Below are 23385 nucleotides of genomic sequence, written 5' to 3' on the forward strand. Positions count from 1 at the left end.
CAGTATGGGTGAGATGAAAATGAAAGATGGAAATGTGCTGCCTTCTGAGAATTCCGGCGCAGCAGCAGGCACATCCGAAAACCTGACAGATGGACGCACGATTACCCGCGACAAGTTTGAGATGGTAGGTAAAAATATTGAAAAAATGGAATCGATCTCCCGACCAAGCCTGACCTTCTGGCAGGAGGCGTGGAGACGAATCCGGACAAATAAGGCGGCATATTTCAGTCTGATTCTGTTGATTGCATATGGACTGTTAGCGATCTTTGCACCGATGTTCAGCCACTACGGATTTGACCAGCAGGATGCCTACTCGATGAGCAAGGGGATTTCAGCAGCTCATTGGCTGGGAACCGACTCTCTGGGGCGTGACCTCTGGGTACGTGTTTGGATGGGCGCGCGTGTTTCTTTGACGATCGGTCTTCTGGCAGCCCTTTTAAATACTGTAATTGGTACAGTGCTGGGCGGTTTCTGCGGCTATTATGGCGGCAAGTTTGATATGATCGTCATGCGTATTATCGATGTTATTTATGGTATTCCATCTCTGATCGTCTGTATTTTGGTTATGGTAGTATTAGGTTCCGGCGTTAAAAGCTTAATCATTGCAATGGTTATTGTTGGATGGACGGGAACCTGCCGTTTTACCAGAGGCGAAGTATACCGCTTGAAAGAGCAGGATTTTGTACTGGCAGCCCGCGTCATGGGCGAGTCGGCGTTCACAATCATCGTGCGTGAGATCATCCCGAATATCATGGGTCTTCTGATCACAAACCTGACAATGGCAATCCCGAGCGCCATCTTCCAGGAGGCGTTCTTGAGTTATATCGGTCTCGGCATTTCCCCGCCGCAGGCAAGCTGGGGCGTTCTGGCAAAAGAGGGAACCCGTATGATGACGGCAGCGCCGCATATGCTGTACGTGCCGGCATTCTTTATCTGTACAACTGTACTGGCGCTCAACCAGCTTGGAAACGGTCTGCGGGATGCATTTGATCCGAGACTGAGAGGAACGGAATAGGAGGTAGGAGACAATGGCTAAAAATATATTGGAAATCAAGAATCTGACCTTCTCGTTCCATACATACGGCGGCGTGGTAAAATCCGTCCGGGATGTTAGTTTTAATGTACGCGAAGGCGAGATTCTTGGAATTGTAGGCGAGAGCGGATGCGGCAAGAGCGTTACCTCCCAGTGCATTTTAAAGCTCAACCCGGAGCCGCCGGGATTTTTTGAGGGCGGTTCGATCAAGTATAAAGGCGAGGAGATCATCACCAAGACAGACCGAGAGATGCGGAAAATCCGCGGTGTGGAGATTGGATTTATCTTTCAGGATCCGATGACCTCGTTAAACCCGACCATGACGGTTGGAAAACAGATCGAGGAGGTTTTTGTCGGACGGAAGGGGATGACCCGGGCAGAAGTCAGGGAACGGGCGCTGGAGATCCTGCGTCTGGTCGGCATTAATGAGCCGGAGCGTCGTTATAAACAGTATCCGCATGAGTTGTCCGGCGGTATGAAGCAGCGTGTCATGATCGCGATCGCGCTGGTCGGCAAGCCGAGCATCATCATCGCGGATGAGCCGACGACCTCGCTGGACGTAACGATCGAGGCACAGATCCTGGATCTTCTGAAGGAACTGCGCGATAAGATGAACACCTCGATTATCCTGATTACCCACGATCTCGGAGTTATCGCCAAGATGTGCGACCGCGTGCTTGTTATGTATGGCGGCAAGGTGGCTGAAAAAGGAACGGTTGATGAGATCTTCTATGAGACGGCACATCCGTACACGGCAGGTCTCATCAAATCAATCGCTACGCTGGATACCTCCAAGAATCAGAAGCTGGTGCCGATCGATGGAACTCCGCCGGATCTGTTTGCACCGCCGAAAGGATGCCCGTTTGCAGCGCGCTGTGAGTTTGCGATGAAGGTCTGTTATGAAGAACAGCCGGAATTTCACAGGCTTTCAGACGAACATACCTGTGCGTGCTGGCTGCAGCATGAATATGCGCCGAAGGTGGATATCATGAAAGGGCTGACTGAGGCGCAGAAACAGGAAGAAGAGGAAAATGTTGCGGCTCTGCCGGAAGAGAAACGGAGGGGACACCATGGCAAAACGAATTGATAGGAGCACACCCCTGTTCCAGGTCACGGATCTCTGCCAGTATTTCAACGTCGGCAGGGGAAAAGTGCTGAAAGCAGTTGATCACGTGCATTTTACGATTTATAAAGGGGAAACGTTGGGACTGGTAGGTGAGAGCGGATGTGGCAAGTCCACGACGGGACGGTGCCTGGTAAAGCTCTATGAGCCGGCAGCAGGCACGATCACCTATAAAGGAAAAGATATTTTTAAATACACCCGTGAAGAGGAAAAAGCATTCCGCAAGAATGTGCAGATGATCTTCCAGAATCCACATTCCTCCCTGAACCCGCGTATGACGGTCAAGGATATCATCGGTTCCGGCATGAAACTGCATGGACTGGCGACGGACAAGGATGTGGATCAGAAGGTAGAGGCGATCCTGAAGCGCGTCGGTCTGAACCGCGACCATATGTCCCGTTTCCCGCATGAGTTTTCCGGCGGTCAGAAGCAGAGAATTGGTATTGCCAGGGCATTAGCGGTCGAACCGGAGTTTGTGATCTGCGACGAGCCAATCTCCGCACTGGATGTTTCAATCCAGGCGCAGGTTTTAAATATGTTAAAGGAACTGCAGGAAGAAATGGGACTGACCTATCTCTTCATCGCACATGACTTGAGCGTCGTCAAATACATTTCCGACCGTGTTATCGTTATGTATCTGGGAACGATGGTTGAATTTGCCGATTCCGAAGAGCTGTATGCACATCCGCTGCATCCGTACACGCAGGTGCTTCTGTCCTCGATTCCGGTTGCGGATCCGAGGCTGGTGCGTGAGAAGAAGCGTATCATGGTTAAGGGCGAGATTCCAAGCCCGATCAACCCGAAGGACTGCTGCCGTTTTGCCGAGAGATGTCCGTATGCGACGGAGGAGTGCAGGGCGAAGCTGCCGGAACTCCGGGAAGTGATGCCGGGGCATTTTGTGGCTTGTCATATGGTAAAGTAAATTAAATAGATTCGTGAAGGCGTCGAAGCTGACGGGGACAGGACAGCCTGGCTTCTCAGACTTATCATTGTTCGCTTGCTTTCGCTACAGATGCTCGCCTGATGCGGACTTACATCTGCCTCATTCGGACATCTGTGCTCAAAATGCGTACAATTTGACAAGCTGAAAGCCAGACCGCCCTGTCCTCGTCAGCTTCTTAGTTTTTTGGCTAATTGAGGGAGTAATTGTAGACATTGATCGCCGACTGGTGTAAAATATTAGTTAGAATTTTTTTAAAATTATGGCTGAATTTGGAAAATTTTAACGATATATAACAGAAAGGTGGATTTTCTATGCAGTACGATTTTGATACACCGATCGATCGGACCCATACTTGGTCGATCAAGCATGATTTTAAGAAAGAAAATGGGAAAGCGGATGATATTCTGCCGCTCTGGGTGGCGGATATGGATTTTCGATCGCCGGACAGCGTGGTTGAAGCGCTGAAAAAGGCAGTAGATCACGGGATTTTCGGTTACAGCCGGGCAGATGAGTCGTACTTTGATGCGGTGGCAGCGTGGTATCAGAAACGCCATCATCTGACTCTGCAGCCGGAGTGGATGACCTGCACGCCAGGTATTGTGTTTGCACTCTCGATCGCAGTGCGGGCTTTTACCCAGGAGGGCGATGCGGTGTTGATCCAGCCGCCGGTCTACCATCCATTCAGCCGGGCGATCCTCCGCAATAAGCGGACGCTGGTGGAGAATCCGCTGGTTTTAAAAGATGGACATTATGAGATGGATCTGGAAGAGTTGGAGCAGAAGGTGCTGGATGAGCATGTCAAACTGATGATTTTATGCAATCCGCACAATCCGGTTGGCCGTGTCTGGACGAGGGAAGAGCTGACCGCACTGGCTGACATCTGCCTGCGCCACCATGTATACGTGATCAGCGACGAGATCCATGGCGATTTTGTATGGCAGGGGCATGAGCAGACTCCGTATGCGTCGATTTCAGAGGAAGCATGCCTTCATTCGATGATGTGTACAGCGCCGAGCAAGACCTTCAATCTGGCTGGCATGGCGACATCAAACCTCTTTATCCCGGATCCGGAGATGCGGCGTAAATTCCGGTCGGAGCTGCTGGATGTTGGTCAGGAAAATATGAACCGTCTGGGATTGTTCGCCTGCCGTGCAGCGTATGAAGGCGGCGGGGAATGGCTGGATCAGCTTATCGGCTATCTGGCTGGCAATCTGGCACTGGTGCGCGATTTCTGTAAAAACCGTGTGCCGCAGATTCAACTGGTAGAACCGGAGGGAACGTATCTGGCATGGCTGGATTGCCGTGAACTGGGGATGACGGATGATGAATTGATGGCATTCTTCTCGAATGAAGCGAAGGTATGGCTGGATCCGGGCACGCATTCGGGTGAACAGGGATCTGGATTTATGCGCTTTAATCTGGGCAGTTCGCGCAGTGTGATTGCACAGGCGCTCGATCAGATCGAGGCGGCATGGAAAAAACGGAACGCATAATGAATAATAGCAGAACCGTAAAAATAAAACGTTCGGAGGGATTGCATGGAATTTGAAGAAGTGGAGAATATTGGACAGCGGATCAAGGAGATTCGCAAGAGTAAATCTATCACGATCCAGAAGCTGTCCCAGTTTACCGATCTGTCAGTGGGATATCTGAGCAATCTAGAGCGGAACCAGGCAAGCCCGACGCTGAACAATTTGCAGCGCATCTGCGTGGCGCTTGGTATTTCGATCCGGGATCTGCTCAGTCCTTCCGGCGAGGAGAGAACCCTGATCCGCCAGGAGGAGCAGCAGTTATATGAATATGATGAGTACAAGCTTCAAATCCGCCGTCTGGATTTTGGAAAGAAACGCGGTATTTATGAGTTTTCAACCTATGATCCAGAGACAAAAGATACACCGCCGTCCTGGGGGCTGCATCCATACGCGGAGGTCGGAGTCGTTCTGGAAGGCAAGATGGAGGTCAATCTGGATGGAACGGTTTATCTCTTAGGACCGGGCGATTCGATCTATATCAAGCCGAATCTCTATCACACGATGCGGAATGCGGGCGATACTCCCTGCCGCTCCTTCTGGCATTTGCAGATTATGGATGATTCTGTATAATTGACGGGATGAATTGATCTTGAAATTTGGACAATTCACTCGTATAATAAAGGCTGTACGTTGGGCTATACAGAATATTGCAAAAGTCCATGGCCGTAGACAAATTTGCGTGGATTTTTGTCTGGTAACTGTGAAACTGCAGAAACAGCTGCCAGAGAAGTACATCGGGAAAAGGGAGGATAGAGCTGCATGGCCAAAAACAAGAAAATTGTACGCTACAGAAAGCCATTGAATATCAATGTAGGCATGATCATTTTTGCCATGATTTTCGTCTATCTTTCTTTCAGTGTCTATACATATCTCAGGCGGGATCACGTCCAGTTTTATGAGGTCGTCGAGGGAAGTATTGTAAATAATAAAGAATACAACGGAATCCTGTTTCGGGATGAGACAGTGGAAAATGCACCGCAGACCGGGTACGTCAACTATTATGTGCGCGAGGGAAAGCGGGCAGGCGCTGGGGCGCGCGTCTATTCGCTAGATGAGACCGGCGAGCTGGGGAAATTTTTGGAAGAAAATCAGTCCTCTGGGGTGTCCCTGTCAGCAGAAAATCTGGCTGATTTGAAGAAACAACTCAGTTCGTTCTGTTTATCCTACAACGATCAGCGCTTTGAAAGCGTCTACGACGCCAAATATTCTTTGCAGGCTTCGGTTGCAGAGTATATGAATTTCAATGCGCTGGGCGATATGGATGCACAGCTTCAGGCACAGGGTATCAATTACAAACAGATATCGGCGCCCCAGCCGGGTATTATTTCCTATGTGACCGATTCTTTTGAGGGGGTCGCGCCGGAGGAGGTGACGGCGGATTCGTTTGACCGGAGTCAATATACGCGGCAGGTGGGACGAGCTGGGGAACTGATCGAGGCGGGCACGCCGGTGTACAAGATCATCACATCGGAGAACTGGAGTATCGTGTTTCAGATGGATGACAAGGATAAAGAGCAGTTTGCCGATCAAGATACACTGACGATCGAGCCGTTGGGAAGTGATATGAAATTCCGGGGAAATTATTCGATGTTTACCGGTTCCGATGGCAATCTGTATGGACGCCTGGATCTGGACCGTTACATGATCCAGTTTGAATCCGAGCGTTTTATGAACTTCGAGATCTCCAGCGAGGAAACGCAGGGACTTAAAATTCCGGTATCATCGGTGATGGAGAAGGAATTTTATACCATTCCAGTTGATTATATGACAACGGGCGGTAACGCTACTGAAGATGAGGCTGGCTTCAATAAAGAAGTTTACGGCGAAGGCGGAAAGGCGTCGATTGAATTTGTCACGCCGGAGATTTACAGCTCGACAGATGAGTATTATTATGTCGAGAAGAGCGACGATGGGCTGTTAAAGAGCGGCGATTATCTGGTGAAGCCGGATTCAAACGAGCGCTTCCAGGTAGGACCGACGGCAAAGCTGACAGGTGCTTACAATATTAATAAGGGATACGCGGTGTTCAAGCAGGTGAAAGAACTTGCAAATAGCGGTGAATATTACATTGTAGAAAAAGGAACCAAATATGGATTATCGGTTTATGACCATATCGTGTTGGATGCCAGCACCGTATCGGATGGCCAGATCGTATATCAGTAATGATATTTCCAAAATATAGAGATAAGGAAGGTGTATCACATATGGTTCAGGAACAGTTAGAAGAAGTACGTCAGAATATACGGAACGCCTGCGAGCGGAGCGGACGGAAGGTGGAGGATGTCACGCTGATCGCGGTCAGTAAGACAAAGCCGGTGCCGATGCTTCAAGAGGCATATGATGCCGGCGCCAGAGATTTCGGCGAAAACAAGGTGCAGGAGATTCTGGAGAAGGAACCGCAGCTGCCGTCTGATATCCGTTGGCATATGATTGGACATTTACAGAAAAATAAAGTCCGTCAGGTAATTGACAAGGCAGTTCTGATTCACTCCGTCGATACGGTGGGACTGGCAGAGCAGATCGAAAAAGAAGCGGTCAAACGTGATCTGGACGTTTCTATTCTTCTGGAGGTCAATGTCGCCGGAGAAGAGTCCAAATTTGGTTTTGCCCCGGAAGAAGTCGAGGAAGCGGCACGCGAAATTGCAAAGTACCCGCATGTCCACATACAGGGACTTATGACGATTGCACCATTTGTAGAGAATTCGGAAGAAAATCGTGGTGTTTTTAAAAAATTATATGAATTATATGTTGACATGAAACGGAAAAACATTGATAATGTTACTATGAATGTCCTTTCGATGGGAATGACCGGAGACTATCAGACAGCGATTGAAGAAGGTGCAACTATGGTAAGAGTCGGTACGGGCATTTTTGGAACCAGGGCAAAGATAGGAGAGAAATAGGGTTATGAGTATTCTGAACAAATTAATGGATACAATGCGTCTCACAGAGAATGATGACGATTACTTCGATGAGGAAGATTACGAAGAAGAAAAACCGGTGATTAAGAAGCGTTCTTTCGGCAAGAGGGACGAAGAGATGGATGATTACCGCCACGAGGAGGAATCTAAGCCGCGTTTTCTGCCACGTTCCTCTAACAATAAGGTAGTGCAGATGCGCCGCAGCATGGAAGTATCTCTGATCAAACCTACTTCCATGGAGGATACGAGAGAGATTTGCGATTACCTGCTGGCTGGAAAAGCTGTTGTTTTAAATATGGAAGGAATCCACATGGAGGTTGCACAGCGTATCATTGATTTTACCTGTGGCGCGACCTATTCGATGGATGGAAATCTCCAGAAGATTTCCAATTACATTTTTATTGCGACACCGTCATCGGTTGAGCTGTCCGGCGACTTTCCCGAACTCTTAGCAGACGGTTCCATGAATGTTTCCGGGATGAATCTCCACTTCTGATACTGATATACTCCCAGGTTCGCTATATATCTGAACCTGGGAGTATTTATTATACAATCGGAAATTTGTGTGATTTCTGATTGTATACAGGCTCTCTGGGCAGGAGCACACTTTATATAAGCACTTTCGAACAGGAGTAGAAACACGCGATGCTGCAGGAAAAAGAAGAACAGCTTTTAAAAAAGAGAATGATAGAACTGGCCGGACTCTGTTATCAGCGCGATATACAGACAAGTACCGGCTTTTTGTCGTTAAATGAACAGGCGATCTTTCACTCGATCGAGAAGACGCTGCCGCCGGTGCGGACTTGCCTGACGGGCGGCTTTGAGGGCGCAGAGCGCAAACTTCTTTGTTTTCTGGCTTCGTATGACGATGAGGAGTTTGGACTTCCGATCGCCGTGTTGGAGGTCATTCCGGCAAACCTGCGCTACAGTGAGGCGCTGACGCACCGGGATTATCTCGGGGCGCTCATGAACCTGGGGATTGAGCGCAGCTGCATCGGGGATATTCTGATGAAGGAAAATGGCTGCTGCGTCTTCTGTCAGGAAAAGATGGCGGATTATCTCTGCCAGGAACTCACGATGGTGCGCCACACCTCCGTGATCTGCCGCAGGGCGGACGCGACGGAGCCGATCACACCGAAGATGGAGCGCGTGAGTGGAAGCGTTGCATCACCGCGTCTTGACAGTGTGATCGCGATGGTATTTTCATCCTCCCGCACGAAGATACTGCCGCTCATTGAGGGCGAAAAGGTATTTATTGACGGGAAACAGGTGACTTCCCCGGCGGTGCAGCTTAAAGAGGGCGAGATTGTATCTGTGCGCGGCATGGGAAAATTCCGCTTTGCCGGGAGCGGGGGATTGTCGAAAAAGGGACGTCTGTATGTTTATGCGGATAAATATGTGTAAAAAAGAAAGGACTGAAAACAAATGACAGAAGTAAAGAATGAGAAAATGAATCGCGTAACCGTTCACCTGGACGAGAAGCCGATCTATGATATTGTGATGACCGAAGATTTTTCGGCACTTCCGGGTGAAATCGAAAAACTCTCCATTTCAAACCGCCGTCTCTGCATCGTGACGGATTCGAACGTAGAAAAATTATATCTGAATGAGGTAAAAGAACTTCTGGCGCCGTGCTGCAAGACGGTAATTTCGTTCGTATTTCCGGCGGGCGAGGAGCACAAAAACCTCGACACCGTCCGGGATTTATATGAGACCTTGATTTTGAACCATTTTGACCGCAACGATATGCTGGCAGCACTCGGCGGCGGAGTTGTGGGCGATCTCTGCGGATTCGCGGCGGCGACCTATCTGCGCGGCGTTGCCTTCATGCAGATTCCGACGACGCTTCTTTCCCAGGTGGACAGCAGCATTGGCGGCAAGACGGGCGTTGATTTTGACGCGTACAAAAATATGGTTGGCGCGTTTCATATGCCGAAGCTGGTATTTACCAATATCAATACGCTTCAGACGCTTCCGGACAACCAGTTTTCCGCCGGTATGGGCGAGGTTATCAAACATGGTCTGATCAAGGATGCGGCATATTATGAGTGGCTGCTTGAAAATGCGGCAGATATCTGGGCGAGAAAGCCGGAGGCACTCCGCAAGACAGTGACCTGGAGCAATGAGATCAAGCGTGCTGTGGTAGAGAAGGATCCGACCGAAAAAGGCGACCGTATGCTCTTAAACTTTGGTCATACGCTGGGACACGCGATCGAGAAGCTGAAAAACTTTGAACTTCTGCACGGTGAATGCGTGGCACTCGGCGCGCTGGCAGCGATGAAGCTGTCGGAAAACCGCGGCATGATCAAACCGGAGGAAACAAACCGCTTCAAAGAAGCACTGGGAGAATTCCATATCGGTACGCAGGTATCCGGGCTTGAGAAAGATGCGATTGTGGCAGCGTCCAAGAACGACAAGAAGATGGATTCCGGCATCATCAAATTTATTCTTATTCATTCCATCGGCGACGCCTACGTGGATCGTACAGTAACCGAGGACGAGATGAAACAGGCACTCGATCAGGTGCTGGTATAATAGCAGGAAAGGAATCAGGTGCATGAACACGAAATTACGACAGTTCTTTATCTTTTTTATCGGGCTGGGAGTCAGCATCGGACTGGATCAGTTTACAAAACATCTGGCAGTTGTCCATCTGAAAGGGCAGAAGCCATTTGTGCTCATTAAGGGTGTGTTTGAATTTTATTATTCTGAAAACCGCGGCGCTGCTTTTGGAATGCTGCAGGGACGGCAGGGATTCTTCTTCCTGATTGCAGCGGCAGTCATTCTGGCAGTGTTGTGGGCGGTTTACCGGATGCCGGCAGGGAAACGGTATCTGCCGCTGATGTGCAGCTTGTTTCTGCTCGTATCAGGCGCAGTTGGCAATATGATCGACCGTCTGACACAGAAATATGTGGTGGATTTCCTGTATTTTAAGCTGATTGATTTCCCGATTTTTAATGTGGCAGACTGCTATGTGGTGATCGCGACTTTCTCGCTGATTCTTCTGTTTTTCTTCTTCTATTCGGATGAGGAACTGGAATTTCTTTCTTTTAAAGGTGCGAAAAAGGAGTCGGGGCGATGATGCAGGAATATCTGGTTCCAGAAGAGGCGGCTGGAACCCGCATCGATAAATTTCTGGCGGACGCCTGCCCGGATCTGTCCCGTTCCTTTTTGCAGAAACTTCTGAAAGAGAGCAGCGTGACAGCAGATGGAAAAGCGGTTAAAAGTAGTTTCAAGGTAAATGGCGGGGAAACTATCGCCTTTGAAGTTCCAAAACCGCAGGAGGCGGCGATCGAGGCGGAAAATATCCCGTTGGACATTTTGTATGAAGATTCGGATATAATTTTAGTCAATAAGCCGAAGGGGATGGTTGTCCATCCGGCGGCAGGGCATTATACGGGGACTCTGGTCAATGCGCTGATGTACCATTGCAAGGATCAGCTCTCCGGCATCAACGGAGTCATGCGCCCTGGGATCGTCCATCGGATCGATATGAACACGACCGGTGTGCTGGTGGTGTGCAAGAATGATTTCGCCCACAATTCACTTGCAGAACAGCTCAAGGTGCATTCGATTACCCGCGTGTATTATGCCATCGTATTTGGCAATCTGCGCGAGGATGAGGGCACTGTCCATGCACCGATCGGGCGTCATCCGACGGATCGCAAGAAAATGAGCATCCACTCCAAACAGGGGCGCGATGCGATCACGCATTACCGCGTACTGGAACGCTTCGGGGCGTATACATTTATCGAGTGCCGCCTGGAGACGGGACGCACACACCAGATCCGCGTCCATATGGCAAGCATCGGTCATCCGCTTCTGGGCGATGAGGTGTACGGTCCGGCGCGGCAGCCATTTTCACTGGAAGGGCAGACCCTGCATGCGGGAGTCTTAGGCTTTATCCATCCGCGGACTGGGGAGTATGTGGAGTTTTCTGCGCCGCTGCCAGCGTATTTTGAAGAACTGCTGGAGAAGCTGCGGAAAAAAGCTGGAAAGTAAAAGTAACGTGAATAGTAAGATCGTTCTAATTCGTATACACATTCTTTTCAGATAGTTTATTTCTGTGTCGCTAAGAAATACCTTTTATTCCGAAAAAATGATGACTTTTCAGATAGCTTGTGTTATAATAAAGGCAGAACTTGAAAGGAGTTGAGGGAGACATGAAAAAAAATTTAGTAATTACAATCGGTCGCGAATGCGGCAGCTCCGGAAGAGCGATTGGACGAAAACTGGCGGAATCATTGGGAATCAAGTGCTATGATAAAGAGCTTCTTGCACTGGCAGCGAAGAACAGCGGTCTCTGTGAAGAGCTTTTTAAGACGCATGATGAGAAACCAACCAACAGCTTCTTATATTCACTGGTAATGGACACCTATTCGATGGGTTATAATACATCGGCTTATATGGATATGCCGATCAACCACAAGATTTTCCTGGCACAGTTTGACACGATCAAGAAACTGGCAGATGAAGAATCCTGTGTCATTGTAGGACGGTGTGCGGACTATGCGCTGGCAGATTATCCGAACGTAGTGTCTGTTTTCATCTGTGCAGATGAGGAAGTGAAGATTCAGGAATTGATGAAACGTCACAATATTACCCGCGATAAGGCAAAAGATGTGATGATCAAGACCGATAAGCAGCGTTCTGGTTATTATAACTATTATTCCAGCAAACGCTGGGGCAGCTCCAAGAGCTATAACCTCTGCATCAACAGCAGTGTCGTAGGCATCGACGGTGCCGTAGAAATTATTAAGGAATTCGCCAAAAAGAAACAAGAATTTCTTAAGATAAACGAGAACGCATAAAAGTATAATTAAAACCGGTGTGTTTGAATTTCTGGTGAAGAATCAGAAAGGACGCATCGGTTTTTTGCGCCTGGATGTTTTGAAGATGAGATTGCGTTGGGGTATAAAAACAAAATAGTTACTTAAGATTTTGAATGTAGATACATGAAGAAAATGATGATGAAAGAAAGACATTCTTATATAATCCGAACGGCGCTCATGGCGGCATCGGGTATTTTATTGTGCGGGATTGCCGAAGCAGTGCGCCCGGAGGTGGATTTATCAGTCGATGTGCCTGCTGATAAAGTTGTGATTGCAGATGGAATTTTAGACCAGGAGACACAAAATGATACAGACGAATCCTTCTGCGACCGTCTGATGAAGAAAATGGTACACCCGATTCACATGGCATCCCGATTTTTAAATGGTCTGGGAGCAGACTCGGAAGAATATATTCCGTCGGAAACGGAGTATAACCTGATGGCGCTCCGGACGGAAGAGAGCGCTGTTGATCTGTCTGATCCATTGGCGGCATTTGAGTCTCTTCCATGGTATAAACTTGCAAAACGATTCCGGAGTATGGGGACAGAAGATACCTGGGGCGCGAAGATGTACGAAGCGCTTGGAACACGGGATGCACAGTGGATATCGGAGATCTACGGGTGGATCCAGACGACACCGCTTACGGCTTCCCAGAAAATGGGGCTGCCAGCTGCACAGGTACTCGGCAGCTATGATCCCTCCAATCCAGAGCATAACGCGCAGGACCCGGCGAGCTGGGTAGTTCCAACTTGGAAAAATATCCGTTTCCAGATATGTGACGGAGACGGAAAGCCGACGTCCCTCGTATCCAATGCGACCGATATTTTGTCTATGGCAAATGTATATACATATAGCCTGGACTGGAAAAATACAGACCTGTTCAATACCTATATCAATCAGCTCTGGACCAGTTCCCACCAGTACCACGTGAGCATTAGCAATGTGTATTACTGTGAGGGCTGTACAGAACTGCCGGACGAGCCGGCGACAGAGGGAACAGCAGATGACGATGTGGAGAGCGGCAGTGCAGCAGGAGAGGCATCCTCGGAGGCTTTAGATGCCCAGGGCGCAGGAGACAGTCAGACAGCGGCAGAAGAGCCGTTAACGGAGAGCGAGGCGGCATCCACAGCAAATAATTATGTCAAACCGGCACAGGGACCGGGGGCTTCCACACAGGAGCAGGCAGCCGAATCAAAAGCGGTTGCGTCCCCGTCAGAGGCGACGTTCAGTGCGGAGAGCGCTGCGGCAGTTACATTAAATGAAAACGGAAAATATTGCCCGGGACACGTTGATCTGACTATTACCGTTAAGACAACCGGTCTGAAAGAGAAGCATAATCTGTTTGCACTCGATGGAACGGGAAATCAGGCTGTCGGGAACTGGCAGGGTTGGACGGAAGAAAAACAGACAGCCGCCCAGACACTCGCTGCTCAGGATTGGCAGGGAATGTACGGGCTTGCCAGTTCAGAGTTTGCACTCGGGAATCCGCTGACACCGGCAGAAATTGCGTCTTACCTGGATTTACTTCCAGAGGATTTATCACCGGAGCGGCGTGCCGTTATCACATGCGCGCTCAATTCCGTTGGCAAGATTCCATATTATTATGGAGGAAAACCGAGTACAGCAGGACTTTCCGGCAATCATTTTGCCAGCGTGACAAGCCCGGATTACAAGGGACGGATTTTGTCAGGGCTTGACTGTTCTGGATGGGTCAACTGGGTATACTGGACCGCGCTTGGCAATAGAATGGGTGCCGCCAGCACCTACGAGATTGTGCGGACAGGACGGGCGATCAACAGCGCAGAGCTTCAGCCGGGCGACTTGCTTGTCCAGCTTGGCGGTGATTCGCACGTTGTAATGTTTTTAGGCTGGAACGCAGACAGAACCATACTGGGCGTACATGAATCCGGCAGTGCACGCAATGTAACGGTCGGAAAGGTCCATGCGGTCTGGCCGTATTACCGGGCGTTTTTGGATTAAGAAGTGAATAAAGAATAAAATGAATATGAATTAGTCATAAGGGATTTTGAGCTGGATGGATGTTGCCTTTGTTTTTTGCTGGAGTGTTTGCTGGTAAATGGCAAAGGCGGCATCCATCCATTTTGTGTTTAGGTTTGTTTTTATGCTGAAATACGATATTGAATAATTCGTAAAAAGATTTATTTACAAATAAAGGGAAACATGGTATGATAGGAAGATGGACAAAACTATTCGTGAAAGCCTACTTTATCGAATAGTTTGAAATATAAATATGTGTATGCACTTAATCTGTTTGCTAAACTATTCATTCGTTATATTTGAAAGGATGTTCTCATGAAACTTCAACGTCTTCTAAGTTTAACCCGCCAGGCGGTTGATGACTATCGTCTGATTCAATCCGGCGATAAAATAGCTATCGGTATTTCTGGCGGTAAAGACAGCCTGACACTTTTATATGCTTTACAGGGGCTTCGTCGGTTTTACCCGGAACCATTTGAACTTTGTGCTATTACAGTTGATCTGGGCTTTCAGGCACTTTCTCCGGAGGTTTCGAACCGGTTGTCGCCGACGCTTTCATCGGATGCGGCTGCATTTGATTTAAAACCGGTTCAGGAGCTTTGTGATGAATTAAACGTGCCCTACACGGTCGTTCCGACGGAAATCGGCAAGATTCTCTTTGAAACCCGTCAGGAATCCAATCCATGTGCGCTCTGTGCCAAGATGCGAAAAGGCGCTTTAAATGAAGCAGCTCTGAAACTTGGCTGTAATAAAATCGCCTATGCACATCACCGCGACGATCTGATCGAAACCATGCTTTTATCCTTGATTTATGAGGGGCGTTTCTATTCCTTCTCGCCGAAAACCCATTTGGACAAAACGGGATTGACGCTGATCCGCCCGCTGATGTATGTCCAGGAAGCCGATGTGATCGGATTTAAAAACAAATATCATCTTCCAGTCTGTAAAAATCCATGTCCCGTAGATGGAAAAACAAAACGCGAGTATGTGAAACAATTAACAAGGAAACTCAACCATGATTCACCGGGGGTAAAGGATCGCTTTTTCCATGCGATTATTGATGGAAACAATCCCGGATGGCCGGAACGGACCGATCAACACCTGAAAAATTTGATACATTCGGACCTTTCATCATCACCAAAGGAGGAATTGTGATATGGCTGCACTCTCCTACCACGAACAGGAAGACATCGAAAACACAAAACGAATCCGAGGCATTCTGAAAGAGCTGCCACCGTTCTGTACCGATTTCTTCCGCGGCATTGAACCTCGTACATCGGCGCGCACTCGGCTTGCGTATGCCTATGATTTAAAGACATTTTTTGATTTCCTGAAACAAGCAAATCCAGAGCTTAAAACAAAGGAGCTGCGTGATTTTCCGCTTTCCATTCTGGATGAAATCAAGTTGATGGATCTGGAAGAATATATGGAGTATCTGAAATGTTATTCGACCGAAAAACGTGAGGATCTGATGAATACAGAGCGGGGTATCATGCGGAAAGTCTCGACGGTCAAGAGCTTTTACAACTACTTTTACCGGACCGAGCGGATTCAGAATAACCCCGCTTCTCTTCTGCAGCTTCCCAAGATTCATGAAAAAGAAATTATACGCCTCGATGTTGACGAGGTGGCGCGTTTCCTGGATGAGGTTGAGGATGGCGAATGTCTGACCGAAAAACAGAAAGCCTACCATGCAAAGACCAAGCTGCGAGATCTGGCGATGATGACGCTTCTGCTTGGTACGGGGCTTCGTGTATCAGAATGTGTCGGACTGAATATCAACGATGTTGATTTCCGAAACGGTGGTCTTAGGATTCATCGAAAAGGCGGAAAGGAAGTCATCGTATATTTTGGTGCCGAGGTAGAATATGCGCTTCAGGACTATCTCAGCGAGCGTGAACATATTGTCCCAGAGGAAGGCAGCGAAGAAGCACTCTTCCTCTCCATGCAGCGTAAGCGCATTAACGTACGCAGTGTGGAAAAAATGGTCAAAAAATACGCACAGCTCGTCACACCGCTAAAAAAGATCACGCCACATAAGCTCCGCAGCACCTACGGCACTAATCTGTACCGTGAAACCGGCGATATTTACCTCGTCGCGGATGTTTTGGGACACAGTGATGTCAATACGACGAAGAAGCATTATGCGGCGCTGGAGGATGAACGGCGGCGAAGCGCAAGGAATAAGGTGCAGCTGAGAGAAAAAGAGTAAAGGGCAAAAAAGGCAAAAAGTAAAAAAAATTTTTAGGTAAAAAAGGCTAATTTCGTACTTTATTTCCGTGTAAAGTGAAAATAGTATTTTGCTAAAATAAAGTTCAAAATTCATATTTGCCAAGAAAACCGATGACCTCGACTGCTTATAGTTTATGCCATCGGTTTTCCTAGTTCAAGCACTCTCACTCTGCTTCATCTGTGTCTCAATAACTTTGTCTAAGTTGGCTGCTGTAGTTTGTTCACTCATAGCCTTCTGCCTCTAATAATAAACACTGCAAAGGTTTAAAATATCCTGCAACAGATCATACTCCATCTTTGCCTTATCATTCATTTGATAATTTATCAGAGCCTTTTGCGAGTACATCGCATCTACGCTTTGCGTTTTCGTTGAAAATTCCATCAAAGTATCCGGGCCAATGCCCAAACTGGTAAAAATTTTATTCAAATGCTTATCGAATGAGCTTTTACTATCTATCTCGCCATTTAAAATTTTATCTAAAGTAGGTCGAGAAATTTCTGCCTTTTTGCAGAACGATACCTTAGAGAATCCATTGCCACTGATGTAGTCCTTTAATTTTATTCCTGTCAGTTTTCTCATTTCAAAAAGTTCATCAAAACGCACTCTCTATCTCTCCCAGTAACAAATTGTCAATAGTTTTTTAATCACTTTTCTTAAAAAGGAAAAAAATAGAACGTATAGTAAACGCTATGGTGCGTTGACAACGTATAGATTATTTCCATACGCTCTATCTCTCATTTCGTAAACGCTCCATAGCAAGTACCTTGCCAGCCCAAAGTGCTGCAACATGGTTTTGCAAGCAATAATCCGCAACGTTCGCTCCTCTAGTATTCACCTGTAATCTCCATACCGCCATCTTCTCATCTCCCCGCTTTCTTCTTTAGTGCTTATCCACCTTCCGCTTCGGGAACCATCCTTTTTCCACTCTTTTTTCCTGTTCTTTCAGTTCCTTAATGCTCCAAAAGCAACTGACGCCCAAAACACCCAGGGAAACCGACCAAAGTATTTCCTGCATTCTTACGGATAGAATCATACACAAAATGCCCACCAGCAAAAATACCGGCCAACAGCGGCTTCCAAAGTAATACTCCGCATATATAACAATAGGATGGAACAATCCAATCAGAAAAAAGGTAAGCACACCAATCAATATCCCACTAAAATTCATCATAACTCCTTGTCCTTTTCCTTATACAAACAGCACATTATCGCAGACCGGCGCAACTTATCTTCTGCGTGCAACAGTCGCCCTCAACAGCATATCCAATATGCGCAAAGAAGAAGTATTGCAATATAGAACTACAACCTTCCTCTTCCATATTTTTTAAATATCTGACACATTTTTACGGATTGCATTTTTTACACGGATCATAACCTGCAGCAATCAGCGCATCCCTACTCTCTGATGAGGATTTTTTATTGCTCTCCTTCATCTGTTTGACCGATGAACAGGACGGCCGATGAAATTTCTTTGTATTGGTATTGAGGATATAGGATTCCGTGCTGGTCTGCTGAGAAGCTGCCTGCGTAACAGCCTGTGTGGCCTGCTCTGTTTCTGCCGTCTTGTTTGTTCCAGAAGCCGAGCTGTCACCCGTCGCATAATTGATGTTAAAGGTCATTTTACCCATTTTGAGGGATGTAAAGTGACCTTCTCTTAGTCAAATATAATGCCGTTCCTTTCTTCGCAAACCTTTACAGAAAGTACAAGCATCCATGTTTCGTTTTTGATAAAGAATCCGTTGCTTTGGTGAGCACTTATAATCGTGTGCACACACTGGGCATGTCCAACAAACAGGTGTTATGCAATTATCCAAAATCTGATCAGGATCACATAACAAATAGTTATCCAAATGGTTCCACTCATTCATTAAATCCGGATGCAATACGGCAAAGGAATTAACACCCGGAAGAACTTCTTTCATTGAACAATACACACAATCCACGTTTCCCGTTGCCATATCTCGAATAGAACTTATATATTCGCCACCACAATCAGGGCATTTCCAGAGTGCTCGGTAACATGAATTATTTAAATAATGTGACATTGGTTCTTCATTATTAGAAGACCATCGCGACATTAATTCTGGATTCGTTAACTTGAATTGACATAAACTTTTTCTTAAAATCACCTCCTCGTCTACTTTCTTTCACACTATCACCTCCAGAATCACACGCGCTCAAATGACAGATATCTCGTTCCCTGAAACGTGACATAGTAGCTGGTACTTGAAGTAGAATGGTAGCCATGAGTTCCAGACAGGTCCCCCGCATTTGCATGGCCATGATGTGTGATATTTTCACGCTTTGAGACGATGGTTGCACTCACCGACAAACGCGGTGACTGATTGTTTTTATGCCATGTTCCGATTCCTGTCACAAACTGGAAGATGATCATGCCAAAAACCATTATGAAGATAATCGGAAACATAAACTCAAACAGCATAAACATATAGCTCACCTCTTCTTCATCTTTCGTCCAATGATTACTCTGAGCACAAAACATACGACAATCACGAAAAGCGAGGCAGCGATATACAGTAATGCTTCTGTATACCACGGTGCAGAATACGATTCGTATAGTTTCGGAAAGCGCTTATACCCATAGAAATCCATACCCGTTTTAATCACAATTATGTAGAAACTCGCATAGATAATATATTTTAATAAATCGTATAGTCCATCGTCTCCGCGATATTCTGTTTTAACCTTTTAGCATCGGCAAACTGGAATTTTCAAATTAGTCTTTGCAAATAACCTTTGAATCTTCACCATCAATTACAATTCCCTGACGGTTGTTAATTGGGCATAGATTCAAATCCGAAAACTCAGTCATTATTTTCTCGGTAACTTTCTTAAATGGTGCTGTAAGATAATGCGGAAGAACATAGAAATCAATCAAATCAATCCCTGCATCATCTTCTTGTGAGTAGTCCTCCGGCTTTTCATCCATTTGCTCGATATATTGGATGCTTGGAGCGCATATAATTGCGCCTGCCGACTCGCCGATCATCAATTTTCCATTTGCCAATTCCTTTTTCAGCAGTCCATCAGTTCCCGTTTTACGGAGCTGGTCCATAAGAAAGAAAGAATTTCCGCCGGTAAAATATATCACATCTGCTTCTTCAAAAACAGACTGTATCGTTGAATAAGCCTCCGTTGAAATATCAATTTCAGTTACGATTGCTCCCAACTTTTTGAATAATTTTCGAGCCGAGCCGACATAACCGGTGTAGCCTTCACGCAGTGAAGCTGTTGGAATAAATGCGACTTTCTTATTTTCAATTTCTTCCTTTATCAGACTTCCTACACTTGAAAAGTGCGAACATAAAAATAGTTTCATCAATATTCTCCTTTATAAATCCCGACTTGTTACTCACATTATATCATATTTTTTCTTCAGTTACATCCACCAAATTTTAGTACACTGCCATTCGGCTTGCTTCTGTAACCGACATCCGTTTAATCTTCTCCTGCATTGTTTCCTTTGTATCTTCATTGATTTCTATACGGATTTCCCTTATGTTTTGATTAAGAATACCCTCTCAATGTATGAAAGGCCGGTTCAATTATATGTGTCTATTTTAATTCTGGAAACAGTTTCTCCAATTCTTCATGAAATGTCCCATTCCTTAATGGTTTGCCGCAGCGTCTCGATGGTCTGCGTTTTCTGCTCATTGATGTTCCGGTTTACAGCCTGCATTTCTTCCTCGGTTGTAGTAGATTCCTGCCAGCCTCTGTTCACGATCATTTTTCTGGATCTTCTGTTGGTTCTGGAAGTCTCCGGCTGCTTTTCCTATATTTTACTTGAAACAACAACTTATTCCATCAATGAGATTTCTAAGATTGTCGGGTATGATAACCAGCTTTATTTCAGCCGACTCTTCCACAAGCTAAAAGGATATTCACCTAGAGAATACCAAAAGATAAGAAATAAGTTCTGAAAACCATAATATTATAAGAATCCAATTTATCTAAAACCACTCCCCCGCTACATCCGGACAATTAAAAATGTACTTTATTCTGTTTCGAAATAAAGTACATTTTGAAATTTTTGTACTTTATGCTATAATCCTTGTATCTAAGCCATTTATTAACCCCTAACTATAAAGTACAAAATTTTTTTACTTTTCGCAATTTCCTATGAAACAAAAAGAGAGATGCCGTAAAGGTATCTCTCCCAAAAGCATTACTTCTGATGACTGATAATCCATTGCAATATAGTCTCAAATCCTATTTTTCCCGCAGCTAAATCAAGACTTTCTCCCGTCGTTTCGATCAATCTAAATTGACATAGTAATAAAACTATATTCCGTTCATTTTCTTTCTTTCCAGTTTACCCCAGTTCAGTTTGTTCTTCTTGTATCCCACAAATGCAGTCACACGGACAAATGCCAGATAAAAGCGGAGAAAAGTTGTTTCAAAAAAACAAGCAACAATAGCAAGGATCAGTTCTCGAAAAGAAAGCCTCTGGTCAATGGTATAGATTCTTGAAAAATATGCAGTTAATGTAAGTAAAATACCATACAGGGCATAGCAGGCAAGAAATGCCAGCATAAACTTTACATTCAGCATATCCATCATCACAGATAAAACCATTGTAAGTATACCAAAAAGTTCAATAAATGGTGACAATAATTCGTAAAACAGAAAATAAATATAGGATAAAAGTCCTACAGCTCCGTACCGTGGGTTTGCCAGCATTTTACGGTGTCCCCACATACACTGGAACAATCCTCTCTGCCATCTTTTCCGCTGCTTGCCCAATTCACTTAATTTTTCCGGTGTTTGCGACCAGCAGATGGCATCCTGTGCAAAATCAATCTTATATGGCTTACGATTCATGCGGCTGAATTCATGAAGTCTGACTACCAGTTCCATATCCTCGCCCATTGTACTGCTGTCATATCCGCCTACGGCAATCACTGTTTTTTTCTCAAATAATCCAAAAGCTCCGGATATGATCATGTTTGCATTGATTTTATCCAACAGGATACGTGCTGCCAGAAAAGAACGGTCATATTCCAGGGATTGCATTCTTGCTATTATATTTCTAGGCAGCCTATATTTTATCACATGACCTTTTTTTATGACAACACCATTGGCTGGACGGACACTTCCACCAACGGCTATTACATTTTCGTCCTCCAGAACCGGACGAACGATTTTCTCCAGTGAATCATGCTGTAAAATAGAGTCCGCATCCATACAGATAAACCAAGGATACCTGGCTGCATTGATTCCGGCATTTAGGCTGTCTGCTTTTCCGCCGTTCTTCTTACGGATCAAAGTAATGGGTACTTTCTGGTTCGGGCATTCATAAACATCTTCCTCGGGCTGACATTGGATTAGATGACGGATCGGGCGCGCCACTCGCTCCATATGAAATGCATCAATCAGGATCTGAGATGTTTTGTCTTTAGAACCATCATCTATCACTATAATTTCATATAGTTTATAATCCAGGTTGAGAAGTGAAGTAACTGTGTCCTTCACCGTGATCTCCTCATTATAAGCCGGAACAAGAATGGAAACCGGTATGTAATAGCTTTGCCACAGTTTATTGTGCAGCTGTTCAAGGTGGTATGATTTGTACAGTTCAATTGCTCCTGCTACAACCGACAAAAACAAAAAGCTGGAATATCCAATCAGATATATAATAAAAAACAGATTGACACATTCCAGAAAAAAACGAAATGCATCGGTCATAAACCCGCCCTCCTTTGTGCTTTTGCTGCATCTAACTGGTACTCTAACATTTCTTTTGCATAGCGGTCATTTCCCTGTAAAATATCAGCTAATGCGTCCCTATCTGTATTCAGAACTGCAAGGCTTTTTGCAGCATTATGACGGACATACCAGTTTTTACTGGAAATCTCTTTTTTCAAAATTTCCAGTGTCTGCGGTCCGGGATACATAGCAAGAGCGGAAATACAGGCATTCTGCAATTCCCAGACCCCTTCCTTTTCTTCTTTGGCGTGATGAAGCAAAAAAGAAACACTTCGTTCATCCTGATATCTGCCAAAATAGCGGACACATGCGATCTGAATTTCCCTATCCTGGCTTGTTTCCAACATAGACAGCATTTCATCCTTCCAGTTTGACGATGCATATCGAATATAATCCAACAGGTTTACCTGCATCCTTGGATGAAATTCACTCAATTTTTTCCAAAGGAGTGGTATCAGTTCTTCTTTTTTATCGAAGGAAAGAAGTCCATCTACAAGTATTTTTTTATGCGGAAGCAGCTGCTCATTTGCATTCAGGAATTCCAATGCCTGCATAACTGCGTGTATATCTTCTGAACTGTATAACGCCCGCAAAGCATTCTCTCTGCAATAGAGACTTTTATTTCTAAGCAGGTCAAAAAGAAATGGGAAAACAATTTCCTTAGCCTGGAATTTCGTCATATGAAATATGGCAAATACATAAGCCAAGCAGGCCTTTTCCATATCCGATTTTCTTTTATAAACCGGTATCAGTTCTTCCATCAGCCGACTTACAGATGCTATTCCCTGCTGGAATTGTTCCGGCATACGGTTTTCAACTTTATATAATGCTTCACTGAACGTCAGAAGTCTACTGGTTGACTGAAGCTCTTTAACCAGCCTTTTTTCCTGCTTTTTATTTTCCGTTATATTATCTAAAAACAGCTGTCTGTATTCTTCGCAATATCGTTGTTCCCTCCTTTTCAGAACACAGGAACGATATCTTGAAATTATCTCTGTGAAGCAGTTAAACAGAATAATCCCCACACAGACAATAAAATAAAA

Annotated in this window: 25 protein-coding genes; 17 read left to right on the forward strand and 8 right to left on the reverse strand. The window is 45.8% G+C overall.

The features are described from left to right. Positions 1-4: 4 nt before the first annotated feature. From DW931_RS01490 to DW931_RS01565, 16 genes are all read left to right on the forward strand, one after another. Entirely contained in the window at positions 5-1015 is a 1011-nt protein-coding gene (locus tag DW931_RS01490) for an ABC transporter permease (protein ID WP_227589504.1), read from the forward strand. Positions 1016-1028: 13 nt separating this feature from the next. Beyond that, positions 1029-2120: an ABC transporter ATP-binding protein gene (locus tag DW931_RS01495; RefSeq protein ID WP_022358656.1), complete on the forward strand. Its 1092-nt coding sequence runs from the start codon at positions 1029-1031 to the stop codon at positions 2118-2120. Next, on the forward strand, positions 2104-3078 hold the full coding sequence (locus DW931_RS01500; RefSeq protein ID WP_106999857.1) for an oligopeptide/dipeptide ABC transporter ATP-binding protein: 975 nt from the start codon (positions 2104-2106) through the stop codon (positions 3076-3078). Before DW931_RS01495 ends, DW931_RS01500 begins: the two co-directional genes overlap by 17 nt. Positions 3079-3410: 332 nt before the next feature. Further along, positions 3411-4592, forward strand: coding sequence for a MalY/PatB family protein (locus DW931_RS01505; protein ID WP_117795364.1), 1182 nt, complete (start codon positions 3411-3413; stop codon positions 4590-4592). A 45-nt stretch (positions 4593-4637) separates the two neighbouring features. Continuing rightward, positions 4638-5201 carry a cupin domain-containing protein gene (locus DW931_RS01510; protein ID WP_106999859.1) on the forward strand — a complete coding sequence of 188 codons (564 nt, stop codon included), beginning with the start codon at positions 4638-4640 and terminating at the stop codon, positions 5199-5201. 189 nt (positions 5202-5390) lie between these two features. Next, positions 5391-6794, forward strand: a complete 1404-nt coding sequence (locus DW931_RS01515) for an HlyD family efflux transporter periplasmic adaptor subunit (RefSeq protein ID WP_106999860.1) — start codon at positions 5391-5393, stop codon at positions 6792-6794. Between the two features lie 41 nt (positions 6795-6835). Further along, positions 6836-7534: a YggS family pyridoxal phosphate-dependent enzyme gene (locus tag DW931_RS01520; RefSeq protein ID WP_106999861.1), complete on the forward strand. Its 699-nt coding sequence runs from the start codon at positions 6836-6838 to the stop codon at positions 7532-7534. A 4-nt stretch (positions 7535-7538) separates the two neighbouring features. After that, on the forward strand, positions 7539-8048 hold the full coding sequence (locus DW931_RS01525; RefSeq protein WP_022358650.1) for a cell division protein SepF: 510 nt from the start codon (positions 7539-7541) through the stop codon (positions 8046-8048). Positions 8049-8197: 149 nt separating this feature from the next. Further along, entirely contained in the window at positions 8198-8956 is a 759-nt protein-coding gene (locus DW931_RS01530; RefSeq protein WP_227589505.1) for a YlmH/Sll1252 family protein, read from the forward strand. Between the two features lie 21 nt (positions 8957-8977). Further along, the gene (gene aroB, locus DW931_RS01535; RefSeq protein ID WP_117795370.1) at positions 8978-10087 is read left to right on the forward strand and encodes a 3-dehydroquinate synthase; all 1110 of its coding nucleotides are present in this window, start codon (positions 8978-8980) and stop codon (positions 10085-10087) included. A 22-nt stretch (positions 10088-10109) separates the two neighbouring features. Next, complete coding sequence (gene lspA, locus DW931_RS01540; RefSeq protein WP_106999863.1) at positions 10110-10634, forward strand: signal peptidase II; 525 nt, start codon at positions 10110-10112, stop codon at positions 10632-10634. After that, positions 10631-11554 carry an RluA family pseudouridine synthase gene (locus DW931_RS01545; RefSeq protein ID WP_118467668.1) on the forward strand — a complete coding sequence of 308 codons (924 nt, stop codon included), beginning with the start codon at positions 10631-10633 and terminating at the stop codon, positions 11552-11554. Before lspA ends, DW931_RS01545 begins: the two co-directional genes overlap by 4 nt. Positions 11555-11715: 161 nt before the next feature. Beyond that, entirely contained in the window at positions 11716-12363 is a 648-nt protein-coding gene (locus DW931_RS01550) for a cytidylate kinase-like family protein (RefSeq protein WP_022358645.1), read from the forward strand. Between the two features lie 144 nt (positions 12364-12507). Continuing rightward, positions 12508-14364: an NlpC/P60 family protein gene (locus tag DW931_RS01555; RefSeq protein ID WP_118467670.1), complete on the forward strand. Its 1857-nt coding sequence runs from the start codon at positions 12508-12510 to the stop codon at positions 14362-14364. Between the two features lie 333 nt (positions 14365-14697). Then, entirely contained in the window at positions 14698-15537 is an 840-nt protein-coding gene (locus tag DW931_RS01560) for a tRNA 2-thiocytidine biosynthesis TtcA family protein (protein ID WP_117795381.1), read from the forward strand. A 1-nt stretch (position 15538) separates the two neighbouring features. Beyond that, a complete protein-coding gene (locus DW931_RS01565) occupies positions 15539-16594 on the forward strand; it encodes a tyrosine-type recombinase/integrase (protein WP_118467672.1) in 1056 nt (351 codons plus the stop codon). 261 nt (positions 16595-16855) lie between these two features. On the opposite strand, the gene DW931_RS01570 is transcribed toward DW931_RS01565, so the two are convergent. From DW931_RS01570 to DW931_RS15810, 6 genes are all read right to left on the reverse strand, one after another. After that, entirely contained in the window at positions 16856-17218 is a 363-nt protein-coding gene (locus tag DW931_RS01570) for a helix-turn-helix transcriptional regulator (RefSeq protein WP_118467674.1), read from the reverse strand. A gap of 277 nt (positions 17219-17495) precedes the next feature. Then, positions 17496-17786 (reverse strand): DUF4491 family protein, encoded by a 291-nt coding sequence (locus DW931_RS01575; RefSeq protein ID WP_333491337.1) that lies wholly within the window; start codon positions 17784-17786, stop codon positions 17496-17498. A gap of 172 nt (positions 17787-17958) precedes the next feature. Beyond that, positions 17959-18243, reverse strand: a complete 285-nt coding sequence (locus DW931_RS01580; RefSeq protein WP_118293713.1) for an Ada metal-binding domain-containing protein — start codon at positions 18241-18243, stop codon at positions 17959-17961. 539 nt (positions 18244-18782) lie between these two features. Beyond that, the gene (locus tag DW931_RS01590) at positions 18783-19064 is read right to left on the reverse strand and encodes a DUF2500 domain-containing protein (protein ID WP_118467676.1); all 282 of its coding nucleotides are present in this window, start codon (positions 19062-19064) and stop codon (positions 18783-18785) included. A gap of 288 nt (positions 19065-19352) precedes the next feature. Then, entirely contained in the window at positions 19353-19955 is a 603-nt protein-coding gene (locus DW931_RS01600; RefSeq protein WP_007888235.1) for a Type 1 glutamine amidotransferase-like domain-containing protein, read from the reverse strand. A gap of 270 nt (positions 19956-20225) precedes the next feature. Continuing rightward, the gene (locus DW931_RS15810; protein WP_181357141.1) at positions 20226-20363 is read right to left on the reverse strand and encodes a hypothetical protein; all 138 of its coding nucleotides are present in this window, start codon (positions 20361-20363) and stop codon (positions 20226-20228) included. Between the two features lie 16 nt (positions 20364-20379). Here DW931_RS15810 and DW931_RS01605 point away from each other — a divergent pair, with 16 nt between their 5' ends. Next, positions 20380-20556 (forward strand): helix-turn-helix domain-containing protein, encoded by a 177-nt coding sequence (locus tag DW931_RS01605; RefSeq protein WP_338126553.1) that lies wholly within the window; start codon positions 20380-20382, stop codon positions 20554-20556. Between the two features lie 361 nt (positions 20557-20917). On the opposite strand, the gene DW931_RS01610 is transcribed toward DW931_RS01605, so the two are convergent. Next, positions 20918-22321 carry a glycosyltransferase gene (locus tag DW931_RS01610; protein WP_118467678.1) on the reverse strand — a complete coding sequence of 468 codons (1404 nt, stop codon included), beginning with the start codon at positions 22319-22321 and terminating at the stop codon, positions 20918-20920. Then, complete coding sequence (locus DW931_RS15735) at positions 22318-22896, reverse strand: HEAT repeat domain-containing protein (RefSeq protein ID WP_147353096.1); 579 nt, start codon at positions 22894-22896, stop codon at positions 22318-22320. Before DW931_RS15735 ends, DW931_RS01610 begins: the two co-directional genes overlap by 4 nt. Positions 22897-23385: the final 489 nt, after the last annotated feature.

The organism is Clostridium sp. AM43-3BH (genome assembly GCF_003479985.1).
GTDB classification, from domain to species: Bacteria; Bacillota; Clostridia; order Lachnospirales; family Lachnospiraceae; genus Otoolea; species Otoolea fessa.

Bases quoted from the DNA above. Each gene is read 5' to 3' on its own strand.
- DW931_RS01490 (WP_227589504.1), top strand. From the start codon at position 5: ATGGGTGAGATGAAAATGAAAGATGGAAATGTGCTGCCTTCTGAGAAT.
- DW931_RS01495 (WP_022358656.1), top strand. From the start codon at position 1,029: ATGGCTAAAAATATATTGGAAATCAAGAATCTGACCTTCTCGTTCCAT.
- DW931_RS01500 (WP_106999857.1), top strand. From the start codon at position 2,104: ATGGCAAAACGAATTGATAGGAGCACACCCCTGTTCCAGGTCACGGAT.
- DW931_RS01505 (WP_117795364.1), top strand. From the start codon at position 3,411: ATGCAGTACGATTTTGATACACCGATCGATCGGACCCATACTTGGTCG.
- DW931_RS01510 (WP_106999859.1), top strand. From the start codon at position 4,638: ATGGAATTTGAAGAAGTGGAGAATATTGGACAGCGGATCAAGGAGATT.
- DW931_RS01515 (WP_106999860.1), top strand. From the start codon at position 5,391: ATGGCCAAAAACAAGAAAATTGTACGCTACAGAAAGCCATTGAATATC.
- DW931_RS01520 (WP_106999861.1), top strand. From the start codon at position 6,836: ATGGTTCAGGAACAGTTAGAAGAAGTACGTCAGAATATACGGAACGCC.
- DW931_RS01525 (WP_022358650.1), top strand. From the start codon at position 7,539: ATGAGTATTCTGAACAAATTAATGGATACAATGCGTCTCACAGAGAAT.
- DW931_RS01530 (WP_227589505.1), top strand. From the start codon at position 8,198: ATGCTGCAGGAAAAAGAAGAACAGCTTTTAAAAAAGAGAATGATAGAA.
- aroB (WP_117795370.1), top strand. From the start codon at position 8,978: ATGACAGAAGTAAAGAATGAGAAAATGAATCGCGTAACCGTTCACCTG.
- lspA (WP_106999863.1), top strand. From the start codon at position 10,110: ATGAACACGAAATTACGACAGTTCTTTATCTTTTTTATCGGGCTGGGA.
- DW931_RS01545 (WP_118467668.1), top strand. From the start codon at position 10,631: ATGATGCAGGAATATCTGGTTCCAGAAGAGGCGGCTGGAACCCGCATC.
- DW931_RS01550 (WP_022358645.1), top strand. From the start codon at position 11,716: ATGAAAAAAAATTTAGTAATTACAATCGGTCGCGAATGCGGCAGCTCC.
- DW931_RS01555 (WP_118467670.1), top strand. From the start codon at position 12,508: ATGAAGAAAATGATGATGAAAGAAAGACATTCTTATATAATCCGAACG.
- DW931_RS01560 (WP_117795381.1), top strand. From the start codon at position 14,698: ATGAAACTTCAACGTCTTCTAAGTTTAACCCGCCAGGCGGTTGATGAC.
- DW931_RS01565 (WP_118467672.1), top strand. From the start codon at position 15,539: ATGGCTGCACTCTCCTACCACGAACAGGAAGACATCGAAAACACAAAA.
- DW931_RS01575 (WP_333491337.1), bottom strand. From the start codon at position 17,786: ATGATGAATTTTAGTGGGATATTGATTGGTGTGCTTACCTTTTTTCTG.
- DW931_RS01580 (WP_118293713.1), bottom strand. From the start codon at position 18,243: ATGGGTAAAATGACCTTTAACATCAATTATGCGACGGGTGACAGCTCG.
- DW931_RS01590 (WP_118467676.1), bottom strand. From the start codon at position 19,064: ATGTTTATGCTGTTTGAGTTTATGTTTCCGATTATCTTCATAATGGTT.
- DW931_RS01600 (WP_007888235.1), bottom strand. From the start codon at position 19,955: ATGAAACTATTTTTATGTTCGCACTTTTCAAGTGTAGGAAGTCTGATA.
- DW931_RS15810 (WP_181357141.1), bottom strand. From the start codon at position 20,363: ATGATCGTGAACAGAGGCTGGCAGGAATCTACTACAACCGAGGAAGAA.
- DW931_RS01610 (WP_118467678.1), bottom strand. From the start codon at position 22,321: ATGACCGATGCATTTCGTTTTTTTCTGGAATGTGTCAATCTGTTTTTT.
- DW931_RS15735 (WP_147353096.1), bottom strand. From the start codon at position 22,896: ATGCAGGCATTGGAATTCCTGAATGCAAATGAGCAGCTGCTTCCGCAT.